Origin of the sequence: Marinobacter sp. (assembly GCF_965229985.1) — a bacterium.
Classification (GTDB): Bacteria; Pseudomonadota; Gammaproteobacteria; order Pseudomonadales; family Oleiphilaceae; genus Marinobacter.
This window is the reverse complement of record NZ_OZ245935.1, coordinates 2,389,212-2,407,421: the sequence shown is the minus strand read 5'-3', so window position 1 is coordinate 2,407,421 and position 18,210 is coordinate 2,389,212. Positions and strand designations below refer to the sequence as shown.

Sequence of the window (18,210 nt, the reverse complement as noted above, 5' to 3'; positions counted from 1 at the left end):
CCAGATAGGGACGTAGATGTCGGTTGCTCCTCTGCCACAGCAAGACCCGAAGCAGCCGAGGAGCCATTGACGTCTCAAGCGGCTGCCCTATCATTAAATTAGGGCATCGCTTGTTCAAGAGCCATGCAAGTTCACCTATTCCGGATGCTGCAATGCCCAATGATCGTGATTCCAGTTCATCTCCCCGGCCTAAAGGTTCTCGCCGCTCGTCGACCGATCCGATCTTGCCCTGGGGGGAGAGCTGGGACAAGGCCGCTCAAAAGCACTTTGACCGCAGTGACTGGATTGAGCTGGCAGCTACCGTTCTGCTTTCGCTGGCGACGATCGTGGCCGCATGGTCGGCCTATCAGTCGACCCGGTGGAGTGGCGAGCAATCCATTATTATGACAACGGCTTCCGCCAAGCGGATTGAGGCCACCCAACAAAACGCCATCTACACAAGTCAGGTTCAGCTCGACGCCATAGCCTGGGTCACCTTTCTGGAACACATTCAGGCCGGAGACGAAAAGGGAGCCGCGTTTCTGAGAGATCGCTTTCGCAAGGAGTTTGTTCCCGCATTCGATGCCTGGATTGGGCTGGTGCCTGAGGGTGAGATACCACCGGGAACGCCCTTTGATCTGTCGGTCTACAGGCCCGAAGCCATGCGCAAAGCAGAGCGACTCAACGCGGAGGCTGACGCACTGTCTGCCGACGCGGCCGAAGCCAACCGGATTGGCGATAATTTCGTGTTGGTTGCGGTCGTCATGGCATCGGTGCTGTTTTGTGCCGGCGTGGGCACCAAGGTGAAAGGAAGGAAGCTTCGCCTCACCATATTGGTCATGGGCGCGGTGCTCTTCATCGGGGGCCTGAGTTTCATGTTAAGTCTGCCCCAAATAATTGCCATATGATGACCGAACGAGCGTGGGGAGAGAGCGCGAATGCGCCGAGACGTGCAGGCAAGACAACCATGCAAAGAGTAATGCGGGTAATGCCCGGATGGTTACGTGAATCAGGCTTCGCAGCAGCGTTTGCTTTAGTCATGGCACTCACCGGTTGCGCAACGGGCGGTGGATGATGGCTCAGAAGCCGTACGTTATGTAAAGGGTAGGGCCGTCGTACTGCACATCATAAGACTCCCGCGTGTTGTCGCTTTGGTGCTTCACATCCATGGAGGTATACTGGTACCCAACCCCGATACCGAAACGGTTGGCGAAGCGGTAGTCGGTACTGACGCTAGCGAACCGGTATCTACCGTCGTAATCATCGACGTTCAGGCTCAACCATCCTGAGTTGAAGTAGGCTGTCCACCGATCCGAAAGCGCGTAAAGGATCTGCATGCGCAGGTTTGGCAGCGGCGCCAATAAGTCGTTCTTGGAGCTGGTGACGCGCAGGCTGTCGTCATTCAGAGTAACGGTGGCGTCAAAGCTGACTCCAAGCTCGAAGGCGTGAAGGCCGCCCCCTAGCTGCAATTCAAAACGGTCTGTTTGCAGGACACTGTACATGACATCAAGCATGTAGATGTCGGCGGAAAACTGCGAGTTCAGCGAGGCGCCCGCCTCATAAGTCTCGCCGTCGTACTCGAAGGTCTCGTTGACCACCCTCTCACCGCTAACCCGGTTTATGTAGGCGTTCGCTACCAGGGTCCAGCGCGGGGTAAAGCGCCAGCGATAACCAAACAGTCCGCTAACGTAAGTGTCATCCACTCCCAGGTCGTCGAGCGATATACCTCCTAGTGGCCTGCCCCGAAGTGCTGCAGCGACCGCAATATCTGCAGACTGCTCGTAAATCCCCAGAATGAACTCGTGACGCTGCGTCAGTGCTGGATTTGTCGGCTCTGCCCAGGCCACTGATTGCCCGCAGGCTAGCATAGCGAGACCCGCAGCTTTTGCAGCTATACCTGCGGACCTGTGCCAATTTGACTTGCGCATATCCCCCCCCTCCCTTCTTTATTTTGACACAGGCCACCGTTCCTATTGACTGAAGTATAGCAATCCCGAGTCTAAGCACATTCAGGCTGGTCAGAAGTTCTACCGTTCGCTGATCCGCATCAATAATCAACGCTATTTCCTGCAATACACACGGATCGCCGTGGTGTGGTGGCGTAAGCCTAAAGCCGGAAGGATCGAAGAACCGCAAGCAGTAGATCCGTGACACTCCTGTAAGACCTTCTTACATACACTCTCAAGTGGTTTTTCTGATGGTGGAAACGTTGTTCTGTGACAGCCTTGGCACTATGGACTGTTTCGAAGCCAGGAACGACTACACTTACCACAGGCTCATCGAAAGGGAGAAAATCATGACCGTTCCTGAAAATAGTCTGACGAACCACGAAGTGACAATCTGCCTCGTTGGCGGTGCTGTGCTGGGCCCGTTTAATGCCACCTGGAGCAAGGATTCCGGGGGCGATGTGCGTGAACTGGTCCGCGAATACGACGCTTTTTTGCAGGGTGAAAAACAGCACCGCTACAAATTTCACCTGCACGATACCTATACCAACACGGTTCATACCCTGATCCTGAATTTTGAACAGGTTACGGGCATCTGCGACCATGTTCGCCTTAGGTCCCAGGGCGGCGGCTGAGCCATGGCCGGGCCTTTGGCGTAAACGCCACAAAGCCCAATCTGCAAATGGACGGACAGGAGGGAATATGAGCGAATTCAGAACGGAAACCGACAGCCTCGGAGACGTCCAGGTACCTGCCGATGCGCTCTGGGGCGCGCAAACCCAGCGCGCCGTGGAGAATTTCCCGGTCAGTGGCCAGCCGATGCCCCTGACGTTTATTGCCGCAGTTGCACAGATCAAGCGAGCGGCTGCGGAAGCCAATACCAGCCTGGGCCTGCTCGATAACGATCTGCGGGATGCGATTGCCCAGGCTTGTGAGGACATCGTAAAGGGCGAGTATGCGGATCAGTTTCCGGTGGACCGTTACCAGACTGGCTCCGGTACCAGCACCAACATGAATGTGAACGAGGTGGTCGCCAGCATCGCCCGTAACGCGGGCTTTGAGGTGCACCCGAATGATCACGTGAACATGAGCCAGAGCTCCAACGACGTGATTCCCACAGCCATCCATGTCAGCGCCGTGATTGCGGCCAAGGAAAAGCTGCTGCCGGCGTTGTCCCATCTTTGTGGAGTGCTGTACGAACAAGAGGCGGCGTTTTCGAGCCAGGTAAAAACCGGCCGTACCCATTTGATGGATGCCATGCCGGTGACGCTCGGCCAGGAACTGAAAACATGGCGGGAGCAGCTGTTGGCCGTTGAGAAACGGGTGGAAGCCGCCGCTGATGAACTGCTGGCGGTGCCCCAGGGCGGAACGGCCGTGGGCACCGGGATCAATGCGCTGCCGGAATTTGCCGGCCAGTTCGTCAAGTTTCTGCGCGCCAATACGGGCTATCCGTTCACGTCTCTTGAACACAAGTTTACCGGCCAGAGCGCGGTCGATGCGCCAGTGGCGCTCTCCGCTCAACTGCGGGGTGTGGCCATTGTTCTTACCAAGATCGCCAACGATCTGCGCTGGATGAACAGCGGCCCGATTCACGGCCTGGCTGAAATCAGTCTTCCGGCATTGCAGCCGGGAAGCAGTATCATGCCCGGCAAGGTCAATCCTGTGATCCCGGAATCCGTTGCCATGGTAGGTGCCCAGGTGATGGGGCTGGATAGCACGGTGGCCATCGCCGGCCAGTCCGGTAACTTCCAGCTCAACGTGATGCTGCCCCTGGTGGGCGGTAACCTGCTGGATATGACGGACTTGCTCGCTAACGCGGCCATCATGCTGGCGGACAAGGCGATCAAGGACTTCACGGTCAATGCCGACAACCTGAACGCGGGTGTGGGCAAGAACCCCGTACTGGTGACGGCGCTTAATCCCGAGATCGGCTATAGCCTGGCGGCAGACATCGCCAAGGAAGCGTATAAAACGGGCCGGCCAGTCATCGATGTGGCGGAGGAACGCAGCGGCCTGAGCCGGGAGCGGCTTGAGGAGTTGATGGATCCGCTCAAGCTGACCCGGGGCGGTATCGCCTGATCGGTCGTTTCAGAGGGGCGCAAACGCTTGCTGATCATCCTGGAGCTGTTTGTGATGCTGGTGCTGGCCAACGGCACGCCGGTAGTTGCGGCCGGGCTGCTGAAAAACCGTTGGTCGGCCCCGGTGGACGGCGGTCGACTGCTGTCCGATGGCCGCCCCGTATTTGGTGAAAGCAAAACCTGGCGGGGCGTTGTATCGGGCGCCATGGCTTGCTCCCTGTTTGCCCTGGTGACCGGGCTGGGGTTCGTTTTCGGGCTTCTGTTCGGGCTGCTGGGGCTGGCCGGCGATATGCTGAGCAGTTTTATCAAACGTCGACTTGGGATGGCCTCCAGTGCCCGTGCCGTCGGGCTGGATCAGATTCCGGAAGCACTGCTGCCCATGCTGCTGGCGATGTGGTGGCTGCCGGTGAGTCTGTGGGTGGTGCTGGTTGTGGTGATGCTTTTTACCCTGTCCAACATTTTTGGCTCACCGCTGCTGTACCGTCTTGGAATTCGTCGGCAGCCTCATTAATCCGGCCCCCGGGTCAGGGTGTGAAGGGTCACCTCCGGCGGGCAGTTCAGCCGAACGTTGACAACAGATGTGCCCGAGCCGGGTGAGGTGTAGCCCTGCATGCCGTTCATCCGCCAGTAGCCTCGTCCGAGGGTCCTTGGGCAGTCAGAGTCCAGAGTTACTGGTATGCCGCCGGGCAGGCAGATCTGGCCGCCGTGTGTGTGGCCGCAAAGAAAGACGTCATAGCCAGCATGGGCGGCCTCGCGCCAGATCTCCGGCGTATGGCTGAGCAGGATGCTGGTGCCTCCGGCAGGGATCTTGTCCCCGGCCTGGTGCAGGTTGTGGACCTTGAAGAAGTGGGCGTCGTCTACACCCGCCAGGTAGAGGGCCTGGCCGTCGCGCTCAATGGGCGCCATTTCGTTCATCAACAGCTGGTAACCCATGTCTTCCAGTGCCGGCACCATGCGAACGCTGTCGTGGTTGCCGAGCACGGCATACGGCTTGCCTTTAATGCCATCCCGCAGTCGTGCCATGCCGTCCAGGGCGCCTTCGATCGGGCCCCAGGTCAGTTTCCGGTAATCGCCGGTCAACACGCACAGGTCATAGTCTAATGGTTCGATCTGGCGCAGCACTGCCTGCAGGTTTGCTTCGTCCATATCCACGTGCAGGTCGGTCAGGTGCAGGATACGAAAGCCCTCAAAGGCTTCCGGCAGGCCGGGAAGGTTGAAACGGTTATGCACGGTGTTCAGGCGTCGGCTGTTGCTCTGGCCGCGGCCCCACAGGCCGACCATGCGCAGGCAGGTACGGATAAAGCCGGGCGCCGTGGCCCAGTTTTCCAGATGGAAGGAGCTGTGATCCTGCCCGAATACCTTCGCTTCAGCTTCCCGTTCAATCCCGAGTCTCTGGCGGGCGTGAACAGGGCCGAGCCGCAGGCTCAGGCGGTATTCCAGGAGCTCATCCTGGTTTTCCGGTGTGCGAGCCCTTGCCGTCATTTTTCTTCCCTTGTATGCCGAGCCGGGCGTGGCCGATGTGCAAAGTGGCAAACCCTGTCTCACATTATGGATGGCCCTCGAAGGTATGCAACCAAAACGACATAATGTTCATGTTTGATGACACACTGGCATTCGAACCGTCCAAGAACCAGACCCAGGGGATTTATGGCTGCATCACCAGGCGATGAAGAACTGTCTTCCTGGCAGATTTTCCTGTTGTTCCTCCGGCTAGGGCTGACTTCTTTCGGCGGTCCGGCAGCCCACCTTGGTTTTTTTTACGATGAATTCGTGAAGCGTCGGCAGTGGCTCTCAGACAGCGCCTACGGAGAGGTAGTGGCCCTTTGCCAGTTGCTGCCCGGGCCAGCTTCCAGCCAGGTGGGCCTGACCATCGGTTTCCTGCGAGGCCATTACACTGGCGCCTTCGCAGCGTGGCTGGGATTTACCCTGCCATCGGCACTGATCATGATCAGCTTTGCACTGGGGTTGAGCGCCTGGCCCGCCGCTGCCAGCGGCGGCTGGATACACGGCCTCAAGCTGTTTGTTGTGGCGGTGGTGGCCCAGGCTATCTGGCAGATGGGGCGAACCCTGTGCCCGGACCGGCCCCGAATCGCTATGGCGTTGCTGGTTGCCGTGAGCCTGCTGGTGATGGGCGAAACCTGGATGCAGATACTGGCCCTGGCCATTGCCGGGGCTGTCGGCTCCTTTCTGGAGTTAGGGAACAGTGCGGCATCTGAACCGCTGCGTGTGCCGCTGCAATCCCGGAAACCTGTGCTTTTTGCCGTGGCCTTTGGGGTCCTGTTGCTGGTTTCGTTCCTGCCTCAGGCGACAGGCAGCCCCGGCTGGATCGCTGCTGAATTGTACCGGGCCGGTGCCCTGGTGTTTGGCGGCGGGCATGTTGTGCTGCCCTGGTTGCAGGAAGGTTTCGTGGCCTCCGGTGCCATGCCGGCGGACACGTTCCTGGCGGGGTATGGCGTTGCCCAGGCGATGCCGGGGCCGCTGTTTTCCTTCTCAGGATTTCTGGGTGGTTCCCAGGCCGGTGCTCTCGGCGGTGTGATCGCAGTACTGGCGGTTTTCCTGCCAGGAACCCTGCTGGTATTCGCAGGTCTGCCATTATGGAGCTGGCTTCGGGAGCATCGCCGGGCCCGGTCGGCACTGGCGGGTGTCAATGCCGGGGTGGTGGGGCTGCTGCTGGCGGCGCTCTATGATCCGGTATGGACGTCGGCGGTCCATGGCGCAGTGGATCTGGGAATGGTATTGATTCTTTGGCTGTGCCTCGCCGTATGGCGGGTTCCGGTCTGGCTCCTGGCGCCGTTGAGTGCGCTGGGCGGGGTGATCCTGCTGCCCTGACCAGCGTACATATAAACCTGCTGGCGCGAGCGGGCATACGGGTTGGCAAATCCGCGGGTTTCCAGCCACAATCGGGCCATCACAGACAGAAAACTTGAACGCAGAGGTCACCATGACGACATCATGCAGTATCCCGGGTCTCAACGTTCCCCGTAGCCGTTTCCCCGATCCCGAACAGGATCTGCCCGCGGCCGGGGGTGAACAGCGGGTTGTGCTGGCCGGCGGCTGCTTCTGGTGTGTAGAGGCGGTTTTCCTGGCAATTGATGGCGTTATCAGCGTCGAATCCGGTTACGCCGGCGGCCACGCCAGCTCCGCCAATTATGAGGCCGTATGCTCGGGTACCACCGGTCACGCCGAAGTGGTGGATGTCCACTATGATCCGGCCAAGGTGAGTTTTGGCGAGTTGCTCAAGGTGTTCTTCTCGGTTGCTCACGATCCCACCCAGTTGAATCGCCAGGGCAATGACCGGGGCACCCAGTATCGCTCGGCCGTGTTCTATGAGACTGCCGAACAGCGGCGGGTGGCCGAGGCCTACATCCAGCAGCTCAATCAGGCTGAGGTATACCCGGACCCGATCGTGACCACGCTGGAACCGCTGGAAGCGTTTTACCCGGCGGAGGAATACCACCAGAATTTTGCCGCCCGGAACCCCTACCAGCCATACATCATGGCCGTGGCTGCGCCGAAAATGGAAAAACTCGTAGACAGTTATCCAGATCGCCTGAAGCCGGAATTTACAGACAACGACGCAGGCAGTACCGCCTGAGGAGGCAGACTATGGGAGTTTCCGCTGCAGGTTACGACCTGACACCACTGAATGAAGCACAGGTCGAGGAGAAGGCTGCGGATCTGACATCGGAAGAGCGGCGTGTGCTGCTCGACCATGGCACCGAGCATCCGTTCTGCGGGACGCTGCTGGATAACAAGAAAGCCGGCGTTTACCACTGCCGGCTCTGCGATCTGCCTCTGTTCAGCTCGGACTCGAAGTTTGACTCGGGGACCGGTTGGCCAAGCTTCTTCCAGCCCTTTGATCCGGAACATATCCGGTATATCGAAGACACCAGCCTGGGCATGACCCGCACCGAAATACGCTGTCCCCGTTGCGACAGCCACCTCGGCCATGTCTTTCCCGATGGCCCGCCGCCAACCGGGCAGCGCTACTGCCTGAACTCGGTAGCCATGGTGTTCCAGGAAAACGCCTGAAATGAAAGAGGGCCCAGGGCCCCCGATTCTATTTATTGCCGCCTGTCACAGTGGCGACATAGTGTGCCACCGCCTGAATCTGTTCCTCAGACAGTGACTCGTTGAATGCCGGCATGATACCAACCCCGCTGGTTACGGCGTTGACCACCTGTTCCTTTGTGGGTTTGAGTTCATCCAGGTCCGGGCCGACGGCACCAGCGGAACCCGCGTCCGCCAGGGTATGGCATATGGTGCAGGAGGGTTGTGCGTCCTGACTGAATACCTGTTTTCCTTTTTCGAGGTCGCTGGCCATTGTCAGGGGCGACAGTCCGGTCAGGGCCATGACGCCCAGTACTGCAGTTTTTCTCATATGATTGCTTTCCGGAAAGGTCGGAGCCGCCGTGTTCCGGGGTCGGCTCCGCCAATGATCAACTGATGGCAACCGTGACTCCGTGGTCGCTCCAGCCATTGTGGCCGTAGCCACGTTCATTCTCGATCCGGCCCTCGGGTTGGGTATTGCCACGGACATCGGTCGCCCGGCTGACAATCCGGTGCTCTCCGGCCGGCATATCTGTTGCCAGGACAAAAGGCCTCCAGGCATAGGGGCCGAGGTCCGGCCCCAGGAAGCGAGCCTGTTTCCAGGTTTTGCCGCCATCCACTGAGACGTCGACCTTTTCCAGCGCAACGGTGCCACCGAAGGCCACGCCGTAGATCATGTTGCGGCCGGTCCGACCGCTTTCCAGGGGAGCGGTCACCCAGGATTTAACGTTCATTTCCCACATGGAGGGTTGGTCCGGTGAGCCTTTGACGCCAACATCGCGAACCCGGTAGCCAGAGGCCTGGATCTTGGCGTCTGTCTGATTCTCGGTGAAGGCGAGGTTCTTGACGTATTTGACGTTATTAACGCCATAGTAACCGGGGACAACCATGCGCAGAGGCCCACCATGGGTATGGGTGAGCGGCTCATCGTTCATTTCCCAGGCCAGCAATGCGGTTTCCAGCGCTTTGGTCGGGACCGAACGTTCCACCATGATGGTCTTGGGGTCGATTCCATCAGGCAGGGACTCGCCACCGGTGGCGGTGATATACCTGGCGCCATCAACCGGCCCGCCAAGCGCTTCCACCACGTCTGCAAGTGGCACGCCCGTCCACATCACGCATCCGGCCGCGCCCACTGACCATTGTGTACCACTGGCTCCGTGAGGGAAGAAAGCGCGTCCGTTCCCCGAGCATTGCAGCACAGAGGCAACGGTAGTAATGCCCATGGCCTTCAGTTCACCGACAGTAAGCGTGCGGGGATTTTTGACCCCCTCGATCCGAACCTCCCAGACATCCGGGTTATCGGTGACCGAGGCGGGTGGCGCGGGCAGGTTATTGCGCACAAACAGCCGGTCGCTCGCGGTAATCACACCATTGCCGATCGCCCCCCGCTGGGTTTCCATGGTGTTGGTACTGTGAACGATCAGGGCGTTGCGTTCTTTCCAGGCGGCGTAATCAGGCAGCGATTTTGGTTCCTCGGCCTTGGCAAGAGGGGTAAACCCCAGCACGCTTACCGCCGCCATGGCGCCGGCGCTGCCAAGCAGCAGGGTGCGCCGGGTAGGGTTCTGCAGGCCCGGGTCATTCGGGCCTCGCATCAGAGCTGTTTCCTGTTTCATGATCCGTCTCCTTTTTAGGGTTGTCGTCGGACGGTGGGACTGCTCTTTCAATTCGTAGTGGTTATATCCTTATATCTTATAGGTAATGCTCAAAAATTAATCAATACTTTTGTGCGTTATCCAATGGGTTTTTCAATCGCTATAATTCGCCGCTACTGAAATCCCCAGCAAGACCGGGAAATAACCCGGGAAACAGAGAAGGGTAGCTGTGATGATTCGATTGAAGATGAATCCGCTAACGGAGTCGGCGACGCTTCTTCGGCGGGCGGGTGTGGTTCTGGGCAGTGTCGGGCTGACAGCACTCTTTTCCATGCTGGTTTTGCTGAGGGCATTGTTCGGAAGGTTGAACCGGCCCATCGTTGATCAATACTGTCGTGAGTGGTCGGCGTCGCTGTTACGGCTGGTTCGTGCCAACCTGACTGTGCGTGGGCATGTGCCGGATTTCACCGATGGCCGGCGCTACATCATCATGTGCACTCATGCCAGCCACTACGACATCCCGGTCACCTTTGTTTCGTTGCCGGGCTCCATCCGCATGCTGGCGAAAAAGGAATTGTTCAGTATTCCGCTGCTGGGGCAGGCCATGCGTGCAGCGGAATTTCCCTCCGTGGACCGTTCCAATCGGCAACGGGCGGTCAAAGACCTGGAAAAGGCCCGGGCGATGATGGAAAGCGGAATCGTGCTCTGGGCCGCGCCCGAAGGGACCCGGTCACCGGATGGTAAGCTTTTGCCATTCAAGAAAGGCTGTTTTCACCTGGCGCTGGATACCGAGGCGGTGATTGTGCCGGTAGCCGTGCGCGGCATTCATCGGGTGTTGCCGGCCCGGACCTGGCAAATCAACCTGGGGCAGCCGGTGGACGTCCGGGTTGGCGAGCCGCTGGAAACGGCCGGCATGACCAAAGCCAACCTGGATGAGGTGATGACTGAGGTGCGCTCAAGGCTGACTGAGCTGTTAGGAGATGGTGAAGCCGGTTAGCACCGGCCTCACACAGGTAAGGCAGATCAGGCGGTGCCGGCGGCCACTACCGTGGACAACAGATAACCGGTATACGCCACGTACACCAGCACCAGGATGCCACCATCCACCCGGCTCACCAGTTTGCGCCATCCGGTTAGGCCAAAGCCCATCAGGAACAGCCCCACCGTTAGCGCCAGCATCAGCGTCCAGTCCCGATAGAGCACTTCGGGATCCACCGCCAGCGGTTCAATGACGGCGGCAAGGCCCACCACGGCCAGGGTATTGAAGATGCCTGACCCGAGAATGTTACCCAGAATCAGGTCGTGCTCGTTCTTTTTAACCGCCGCCAGGGCTGAGGCAAGCTCCGGCAGGGAGGTGCCGATGGCAACGATCGTCAGGCCGATGACCAGATCGCTGACGCCAAGGCTCTGGGCGATCGTGACCGCCCCCCACACCAGCATGCGGGAGCTGACGATCAGCAGTACCAGGCCTATCACCAGCCAGATAACAGCGGTTTTAAGGGGCATGGGATGGGCGATAATCTCGGCATCGGCATCGCCTGCCAGGGGGTCCGCCTTGCCTCTCAGGCCCTGATAGATTGACCAGCCCATAACCGCGGCGAAGACCGCCAGCAACACCCAGCCGTCCAGTCGCGAAAGCTCACCGTCGATCAGTTGGGCGCCGGCAATGAGGGTGAGTACGATCAGCAGTGGCAGCTCTTTGCGGATCACCTGGGAATGCACTGCGATAGGCGCGATGATGGCGGTCAGGCCGACAATAAGCGCAATGTTGGTGATGTTGGAGCCATAGCCGTTACCCAGGGCCAGGCCTGGGTTGCCATCGGACGCAGCCATGGCCGAGACCGCCAGTTCCGGTGCCGAGGTACCGAAACCGATAATCACCATGCCGATCAGAAGGGTGGGCATGCCCAGATGTTTGGCGGTCGCCGCGGCGCCCTCCACAAATTTGTCGGCACTCCAGACCAGCAATACCAGGCCGGCGATGATTGCGCCAAATGCCATGAGCATAGAAAGACCTCAGTTGATGAAACGTCCGAGCATGAAAACTCCGGCATAGCCAAGGGTATAGGCCGCCAGAAGGTGTGCAAGATACCGCATATAGGCCGCAAAGGTCAGCCCCGGGATCTTGCTCATTGCCACGATGCCGGCGGCTGAACCGATCACCAGCAGTGATCCGCCAACGCCCACCGCGTAGGTCAGCCCCATCCATTCGCCAGGGCTCATATCGATGCCGGCTTTCAGCAGTGCTGCCGTCAGAGGCACGTTATCGATCACGGCCGAGAAGATACCCATCAGGTAATTGGCGTAGAGCGGTGGCAGGATATCGTAAATGGCCACCAGCGAGTCCAGTGCGTGAATCTCCTTGAGCATGCCCACAAGCAACAGGATGCCCAGAAAGAACAACAGGGTTTCGAACTCGATGATACGGATGTATTCGAGAATGGGGTCCAGATCAGAGTCGTCGCTCATGAAGCGCGATACCAGGAACATGATGGACAGGCCGAACAGAAAGGTCAGAACCGGTGGAATTCCGAACAGGGCGTTGCCGGCAATGGTGCTCAGGATTGTTAACAAAAACAGGCCGCTGATGACCGCATCCACCCGTCGCACCGGGGTGGTGTTGGAACGAAGTGTTACGGTGCCTGTCAGTCCCCGTGAGAGGAAGACGGCAAGGATGAAAACCGTAATCGAGGCCGGGATCGCCAGAGTGAGCAGAGTCAGTATTTCCACCTTGTCCGCGAGGAAAATCATCAAGGTGGTGACGTCGCCGGTGATCAGGGAAACGCCTCCTGAGTTGACCGCAAAGACCACGAGCGTGACGAACTGGATACGCTTTTTCAGCTCCAGATCCAGCGACAGAATCAGCGAGCATGAGACTAAAGTGGCGGTGATATTGTCTGCCAAAGACGAGAAAATGAAGCAGAAAAGACCGGTCAGGAACAGTAGCCGCCGCTCGCTCACCTGTTTCGGCATGATCAGGTAAATCACGTTTTCGATCATACCCTTCTTGTTCAGGTAAGCGACGAATGTCATCGCTGCGACGAGAAACAGCCACAGTCCCGCGATTTCGGCAATGCTCTCGGACAGGCCGGCGGAAATGGCAGACGTTTCATCCGCGTTATCACTGAACAGGAAGAGCAACATCCAGCTCATGGTGCCAAAGAACAGCGTTACCTTGGCCTTGTTGATGTGGATGACCTCTTCAAATATGACGCCCAACAGCGCCAGAACCGCAAGAATAATCAGAAACGCATCAAGGGCAGACATTGGGGTAATCCCGTCCTGGTTTATCAGAGTAGAGGCCGAAGCCGGCCAGACAGATCATGCCGGCGGATTTTAGACCTTTGACCCGTAGCAAACCACTGTTCGTAAGTGCACGTATCGGCAACTGAAACCAGCAAAAGCCTGATAAAGACGCAACGATTGACAATCGCAATTTATTATCCCGCCGAAAATCGGGATAATTGCGCGCACATTCAGACCGGAAGCAGACGGCGGCGCCGTTTACCTCGCGCCCGACCGGCTTTCGACAGGCCTCCTTGCTGATCGTGAGGGGGCAAAAAGGCTCAACACTAGCTAGGGTGAAAACCAATGGCCGTTAGACAGGCAGACGTAGTGCTGGTCGGCGGTGGCGTCATGAGCGCCACTCTCGGCATGATGCTCAGGCAGCTTGATCCGTCCCTGGACATCGTCATGGTGGAGCGTCTCGACCACGTTGCCCATGAGAGCACAGACGGATGGAATAACGCAGGTACCGGGCACGCCGGGTACTGTGAGCTTAACTACACTCCCGAAACCGACGATGGCGATGTGACCATCGATCGAGCCCTGCAGATCAACGCCCAGTTTGAGGTGTCCCTGCAGCTCTGGTCCTACCTGGTGGAGCAGGGCATTCTGCCGGAGCCGTCCACCTTTATTAACCGCACGCCGCACCAGAGCTTTGTCTGGGGTGAGAAAGATGTGGCCTTCCTCAAGCGCCGGTACGAGCGCCTGAGCGCCCACCACCTGTTCCGGGAAATGGAATACACCGAGTCCCCGAAGGATCTCGAAGAATGGATGCCCCTGATCGTCAATAACCGGGATCCGATGCAGCGTGTTGCCGCCACCCGGATCAAGCACGGCTCGGATGTGGATTTCGGTTCCCTGACCCGCAGCATGGTGAGCTGGCTGGAAACCCAGCCCAACTTCGAGCTGATGCTCAGCTCACCGGTGCACTACATCGATCAGCGGGACAATGGCCGCTGGAAGATCCGGGTCAAGAACCAGAAAACCGGCGAGCTGACCAAGCTCGAGACCGGCTTCGTGTTCCTCGGGGCTGGTGGTGGTGCGCTGCCGCTGCTGCAGAAGTCCGGTATCGAGGAGGCCCGCGGCTACGGTGGCTTCCCGGTCAGCGGTCAGTGGCTGGTATGTGGCAAGCCCGACATTGTTCAGCAGCACAATTCCAAGGTGTATGGCAAGGCGCCCATCGGCGCGCCGCCCATGTCGGTACCGCACCTGGATACCCGGATCATTAACGGCGAACCGGCCCTGCTGTTTGGTCCCTTTGCCGGTTTCACCACCCGCTTCCTGAAGCAGGGTTCCATCTTTGACCTGTTGGGTTCGGTGAAATCCACCAACCTGAAGCCGATGCTCTCGGTGAGCAAGAGCAACATGGACCTGACCCGCTACCTGATTGGCGAGGTGTTCCAGTCCCACAGTGACCGGGTGGCATCGCTGCGCAATTTCTTCCCGGACGCCATGGAAGAGGACTGGCAGCTGCGTATGGCCGGCCAGCGAGTACAGATCATCAAGCAGGTTGATGGCGGCGGTGGCAAGCTCGAGTTCGGCACTGAAATCGTGGCGGCAAAAGATGGAACGCTGGCGGCGCTGCTGGGTGCTTCTCCCGGAGCCTCCACTGCAGCCAACGCCATGATCAACGTCATCGAGCGGTGCTTCCCGGAGAAGATCAAGACCCCGGAGTGGCAGGAGCGCATGAAAGAGCTGGTGCCGTCCTACGGTCAATCCCTTGTCGAAGACGAAGCACTACTGACCAAAGTCCGCGAGAGGACCCTGTCGACCCTGCAATTGGGCTGATATTCCCAAACGGTCTAAGAAACCGAAAGGCACTGCGACTGCTGGATTCAACGCCAGTGATCGCAGTGCTTTTCGCGTTTCTGGAAGGGCCGGAATTTGCGATTTCACAGCTTCCGCGTAGGGTTATAAGGCAACCCTTATGAAAGGAGAGAGCCTGTGAGTGAGCAAAAGTACAATCCTGAGAAAGGGTATATCGCGCTGTTAGGCTGGAGCCTGAATGCGGTTGAAGCGGCCGACAAGTTTGATCGTCGGTATGTTGTTGTGGCACCGGATTGGGCAGAAGCCTACTGCGAAGAGCATGACATTCCCTACGTGCCCTGGAATTTCGAGCGCCTGAATGACCGCTCTGTGGAGATTTCCCAGACCCTCAAGGAGATGGGCGTTGATGTTGCCATCCCGTTGTTTGAGGAGACTGTGGAGTGGGCCGGTGCCATCAACTCGGTGTTGATGGACAAGCCCCGTCTGTTTGGTCAGGCGATGTTGTTGCGTGACAAGGCCCTGATGAAGCGCCGTGCCCAGCTCGGTGGCATCCGCGTGGGTATTTTTGAGGAAGCCCACGATAAGGGCGATGTTATCCGGTTCCTCAAGCGGGTAAACCAGACGCTGCTCAAACTGGATGGCGACCCCAACGACCCGATCCACCTCAAGGCGTTTGACAAGGCCGGGTGCCTGGGGCATCGGGTTATCCGTACGCCCGACGAAGTCGATACTATTCCGGAAGAAGAATTTCCGGTACTGATGGAATCGCACCTGGACGGCTGGGAGTTTGCGGTCGAGGCCTGGATCCATAATGGCAAAATCGCCTTTTTGAATATCTCCGAGTATGTGACCCTGGGTTACTCCGTATTCGTTCCCGCAACACCGGACCTTGAGAAGTACCGGGACCAGATTCGCGGCGAAATCGAGAAGCTGATCAAGACCTTTGATATCGAATTCGGGTTTATTCACCCGGAATACTTCGTGACCAGCGACCGCACCATGTACTTTGGCGAGGTGGCCTATCGTCCGCCCGGCTTCAAGGTGTTCGAGCTGCTTGAGCGTGCCTATGGCTTTAACGCCTACCAGGGCATGATTCTGGCCTTTGACCCGAAAACCACGGAAGAGGAAATCAAGGCTTTCTTCCCGAAGGAAGTGGTGGATGCCAAGGGTTACGCCGGTTGCTTCGGTGTCTATCCGCGTCGCCGGGTTGTCAGCAAGCTGGAGATCCCGGAAGAGACCGAAAACCACGAGTATTTCGAGTCTCACGAGCTGACGCCGCCGCTGGAAGAAACGGTCACCAAACGGACTGCTTTCGGTACCCACTGGGGTCTGGTGTATTTCTTCGGTGAAGATCCTTACGTCATGCGGGACCTCCTGAAACATCAGGAAGACCTCGATTTCTATGTATAATCAGGAGCAGCATTAACAACAAACGGGTTTGGTGCCAGGCCCTGAGGATTATCGTTTGAACGATCACCAACCGGGCAGCGCAACGCCAGCTGTGAATTTCGACAAGCTGGTACAACGGCTGGATGATGCAATCCAGGCCATGGAAGAGAGCCGGTCCTTTGCCAGGGCCGGCAAGCTTCCACGCGTGCTGGACATTTCCCGCAGGGTCCTGCTGCAGCCGGGTGGCTGCCAGGTCATCGAGGAGCGCGCCGAGCGACTCGAGCTGGCGGGTGTTTTCGCCGGTACCGACTGGGCCGAACCCGGTATCCTTCTCCCCACGCTGACAACCCATTCGCTGCAGAGCCAGAATGCCGATACCGTCGTCATCGAGGCTTTCAGTGAACTGAGGTTGCTGGCCGTGGCCCGGGGCAGCTACCTGCATCCGTCTGTATCGGCTGAACAGGCACATCACTATCTGACCCAGGTGCTGGCCATTAACCTGGGCCTGTTGTTTGGTATGACCGGCGAGGCTGAACGGGAGCAGGGCAAGCTCGCGCTGATCAGTCAGGCTGTTGTCCAGTACGTGGCGCACCACATTGGCTACGAACATGTGATTGACAGTCTGATCGAGGAAATCTGGCGGATCCTCGAGCAGCGTCCGATCCAGGTATCGGACGTGCGCAAGATGATCACGCAGATAGCGCTTTGCCGGGCCGATCCGCAAGCCGATCTGGGCAGCGCGGGTCGCGGTGCCGATCGACTCATCTCAAGCCTGTATGGACCCACCCGGGCCTGCAGTGAAGACCCCGGAACCGTGGTGTACCAGCAACGACTGGAAACCATGGATGCCCAGGCCCTTCAGAACGAAGCCACCGGTTTTGCGCGCTCCATGCACGATACCGGATTGGTTTCGCCCTACCACGCTTCGTTCATACGGTTCATTCTGGCAGACCAGGACGCGCTCCTCAGCGAGGCATTGGGTCTGTCCAGTACCGGCCGGGATTGCCTGCTGTGTTACCGGGAGCTGGTGCACACGTTGATCGAGGAAGGCATTTATCCGGAAACGGCCCAGGGCATTTATGGCCTGGCGCTGTTGCTGGAGCGCGGCATTCTCTATCAACCGCCCGTTGCGCCGGCGCTCTGGCGCCAGGCGCGCCTGTCGCTCTGCTCCCATGCTCGAGAACGCCTTGAGCTGGCCTATGGCTACCAGCCCCAGCCCAATGCCTGGCTGATTCAGGGCGTGCTGAACATGCTGGGGCAGCCGCTGGGTGTGGGGCAGGGCAACAACCCCACCTGCCAGTCTGCCCGTGCACTTTCCATGTGGGCCTATAACGATCCGGACTATCTGTTGCAGATGGTGGCCTGGGCCGCCCGGGACAACGAGATCGTAATGCACTTTGAGGGCCAGCCCGTGTCGTCGGCACGAAGTGTCGGTGGTGTTGCTTCCGAGGTGACGCTGGATCTTGATCCGGTTTCCCTGGTGGTTGTGCCGCACCTCGACCGGATATACGTGGAGATGGGCCGATTGTGCGTTGGCCGCGAGGGTGATCCTCATAAATGGGTGAATCCGGAATTCCATGGCTGGTCCGCCGGCCGGGGGTTTGCCATCAACGTAGACGTGAGCACTGGTAAGCTGCACGAGCTGGAAGGCTTTATCCGCCATTTCTACGCCAGCTATCACCCCTACTACAACGGTAATCAACCACTGATTCATCCGCAGCCGGCGGGTATCGCCGTTACCGACAGTGCCGCCCGGTTTATCGGCTGGCATGCCATCACCATACTCCGGGCGGCGCTGGACCCGGATGGTGAGATGCGGATTTACTTCTTCAATCCCAATAACGACAGCGGCCAGAACTGGGGCGACGGCGTCAAAGTAAGTACCTCCGGCTACGGCGAGCGTTTTGGCGAGTCGTCGCTGCCTTTCGAGCAGTTCACATCGCGGCTGTACATCTTCCACTATGATCCCCTGGAGCGAGGAGAGCCTGCGGAAGTGAACGAAGACGCGCTCCGGCGCGTAACAGAAGGTGTATATCGCAGCTGGGGTCAGGATCGCCTGCCGGCAGAAGCCCTTCAGGCGGAGCCGCCCAGAACCGATTGATCCCGGAACCTGCCGATTAC

Annotated in this window: 17 protein-coding genes; 11 read left to right on the top strand and 6 right to left on the bottom strand. The window is 58.7% G+C overall.

All coding sequences use genetic code 11. The features are described 5' to 3' along the window. Positions 1–152: 152 nt before the first annotated feature. Positions 153–887, top strand: a complete 735-nt coding sequence (locus ACO06L_RS11085; RefSeq protein WP_202348221.1) for a hypothetical protein — start codon at positions 153–155, stop codon at positions 885–887. Between the two features lie 171 nt (positions 888–1,058). Here ACO06L_RS11085 and ACO06L_RS11080 read toward each other — a convergent pair whose 3' ends face one another. Continuing rightward, positions 1,059–1,907 (bottom strand): hypothetical protein, encoded by an 849-nt coding sequence (locus tag ACO06L_RS11080; RefSeq protein ID WP_202348222.1) that lies wholly within the window; start codon positions 1,905–1,907, stop codon positions 1,059–1,061. A 368-nt stretch (positions 1,908–2,275) separates the two neighbouring features. On the opposite strand from ACO06L_RS11080, the gene ACO06L_RS11075 reads away from it, so the two are divergent. The 3 genes from ACO06L_RS11075 (at position 2,276) to ACO06L_RS11065 (ending at position 4,514) form a co-directional block, all read left to right on the top strand. After that, a complete protein-coding gene (locus ACO06L_RS11075; protein WP_202348223.1) occupies positions 2,276–2,560 on the top strand; it encodes a hypothetical protein in 285 nt (94 codons plus the stop codon). A gap of 67 nt (positions 2,561–2,627) precedes the next feature. Continuing rightward, positions 2,628–4,004 carry a class II fumarate hydratase gene (locus ACO06L_RS11070; RefSeq protein WP_202348224.1) on the top strand — a complete coding sequence of 459 codons (1,377 nt, stop codon included), beginning with the start codon at positions 2,628–2,630 and terminating at the stop codon, positions 4,002–4,004. 27 nt (positions 4,005–4,031) lie between these two features. After that, positions 4,032–4,514 (top strand): CDP-archaeol synthase, encoded by a 483-nt coding sequence (locus tag ACO06L_RS11065; RefSeq protein WP_202348225.1) that lies wholly within the window; start codon positions 4,032–4,034, stop codon positions 4,512–4,514. On the opposite strand, the gene ACO06L_RS11060 is transcribed toward ACO06L_RS11065, so the two are convergent. Then, on the bottom strand, positions 4,511–5,485 hold the full coding sequence (locus ACO06L_RS11060) for a metallophosphoesterase (protein WP_202348226.1): 975 nt from the start codon (positions 5,483–5,485) through the stop codon (positions 4,511–4,513). The two genes, ACO06L_RS11065 and ACO06L_RS11060, sit on opposite strands and share 4 nt — an antisense overlap. A 165-nt stretch (positions 5,486–5,650) precedes the next feature. Here ACO06L_RS11060 and chrA point away from each other — a divergent pair, with 165 nt between their 5' ends. From chrA to msrB, 3 genes are all read left to right on the top strand, one after another. After that, positions 5,651–6,832, top strand: a complete 1,182-nt coding sequence (chrA, locus tag ACO06L_RS11055) for a chromate efflux transporter (protein WP_202348227.1) — start codon at positions 5,651–5,653, stop codon at positions 6,830–6,832. A gap of 112 nt (positions 6,833–6,944) precedes the next feature. Continuing rightward, entirely contained in the window at positions 6,945–7,598 is a 654-nt protein-coding gene (msrA, locus tag ACO06L_RS11050) for a peptide-methionine (S)-S-oxide reductase MsrA (RefSeq protein ID WP_202348228.1), read from the top strand. An 11-nt stretch (positions 7,599–7,609) separates the two neighbouring features. Next, positions 7,610–8,035, top strand: coding sequence for a peptide-methionine (R)-S-oxide reductase MsrB (gene msrB, locus ACO06L_RS11045; protein WP_008171070.1), 426 nt, complete (start codon positions 7,610–7,612; stop codon positions 8,033–8,035). A 28-nt stretch (positions 8,036–8,063) separates the two neighbouring features. On the opposite strand, the gene ACO06L_RS11040 is transcribed toward msrB, so the two are convergent. Together ACO06L_RS11040 and ACO06L_RS11035 are read right to left on the bottom strand one after the other, a co-directional pair. After that, positions 8,064–8,384 carry a c-type cytochrome gene (locus ACO06L_RS11040; RefSeq protein WP_202348229.1) on the bottom strand — a complete coding sequence of 107 codons (321 nt, stop codon included), beginning with the start codon at positions 8,382–8,384 and terminating at the stop codon, positions 8,064–8,066. A 58-nt stretch (positions 8,385–8,442) separates the two neighbouring features. Then, positions 8,443–9,669, bottom strand: a complete 1,227-nt coding sequence (locus ACO06L_RS11035) for a sulfite oxidase (RefSeq protein WP_064229962.1) — start codon at positions 9,667–9,669, stop codon at positions 8,443–8,445. A gap of 211 nt (positions 9,670–9,880) precedes the next feature. Between ACO06L_RS11035 and ACO06L_RS11030 the strand changes: the two genes are divergently transcribed. Next, entirely contained in the window at positions 9,881–10,645 is a 765-nt protein-coding gene (locus ACO06L_RS11030) for a lysophospholipid acyltransferase family protein (protein ID WP_202348230.1), read from the top strand. A gap of 26 nt (positions 10,646–10,671) precedes the next feature. On the opposite strand, the gene ACO06L_RS11025 is transcribed toward ACO06L_RS11030, so the two are convergent. Next, positions 10,672–11,655, bottom strand: a complete 984-nt coding sequence (locus tag ACO06L_RS11025) for a calcium/sodium antiporter (RefSeq protein WP_201257895.1) — start codon at positions 11,653–11,655, stop codon at positions 10,672–10,674. Between the two features lie 9 nt (positions 11,656–11,664). Further along, positions 11,665–12,915: a sodium:proton antiporter NhaD gene (nhaD, locus tag ACO06L_RS11020; protein WP_064229964.1), complete on the bottom strand. Its 1,251-nt coding sequence runs from the start codon at positions 12,913–12,915 to the stop codon at positions 11,665–11,667. Positions 12,916–13,239: 324 nt separating this feature from the next. Between nhaD and mqo the strand changes: the two genes are divergently transcribed. The 3 genes from mqo to ACO06L_RS11005 all read left to right on the top strand — a co-directional run bounded on the left by mqo (position 13,240) and on the right by ACO06L_RS11005 (position 18,190). Next, positions 13,240–14,721, top strand: coding sequence for a malate dehydrogenase (quinone) (gene mqo / locus ACO06L_RS11015; protein WP_064229965.1), 1,482 nt, complete (start codon positions 13,240–13,242; stop codon positions 14,719–14,721). A gap of 156 nt (positions 14,722–14,877) precedes the next feature. Beyond that, the gene (locus tag ACO06L_RS11010; RefSeq protein ID WP_064229966.1) at positions 14,878–16,110 is read left to right on the top strand and encodes an ATP-grasp domain-containing protein; all 1,233 of its coding nucleotides are present in this window, start codon (positions 14,878–14,880) and stop codon (positions 16,108–16,110) included. Positions 16,111–16,165: 55 nt separating this feature from the next. Further along, on the top strand, positions 16,166–18,190 hold the full coding sequence (locus ACO06L_RS11005) for a hypothetical protein (RefSeq protein ID WP_064230134.1): 2,025 nt from the start codon (positions 16,166–16,168) through the stop codon (positions 18,188–18,190). Positions 18,191–18,210 lie beyond the last annotated feature (20 nt).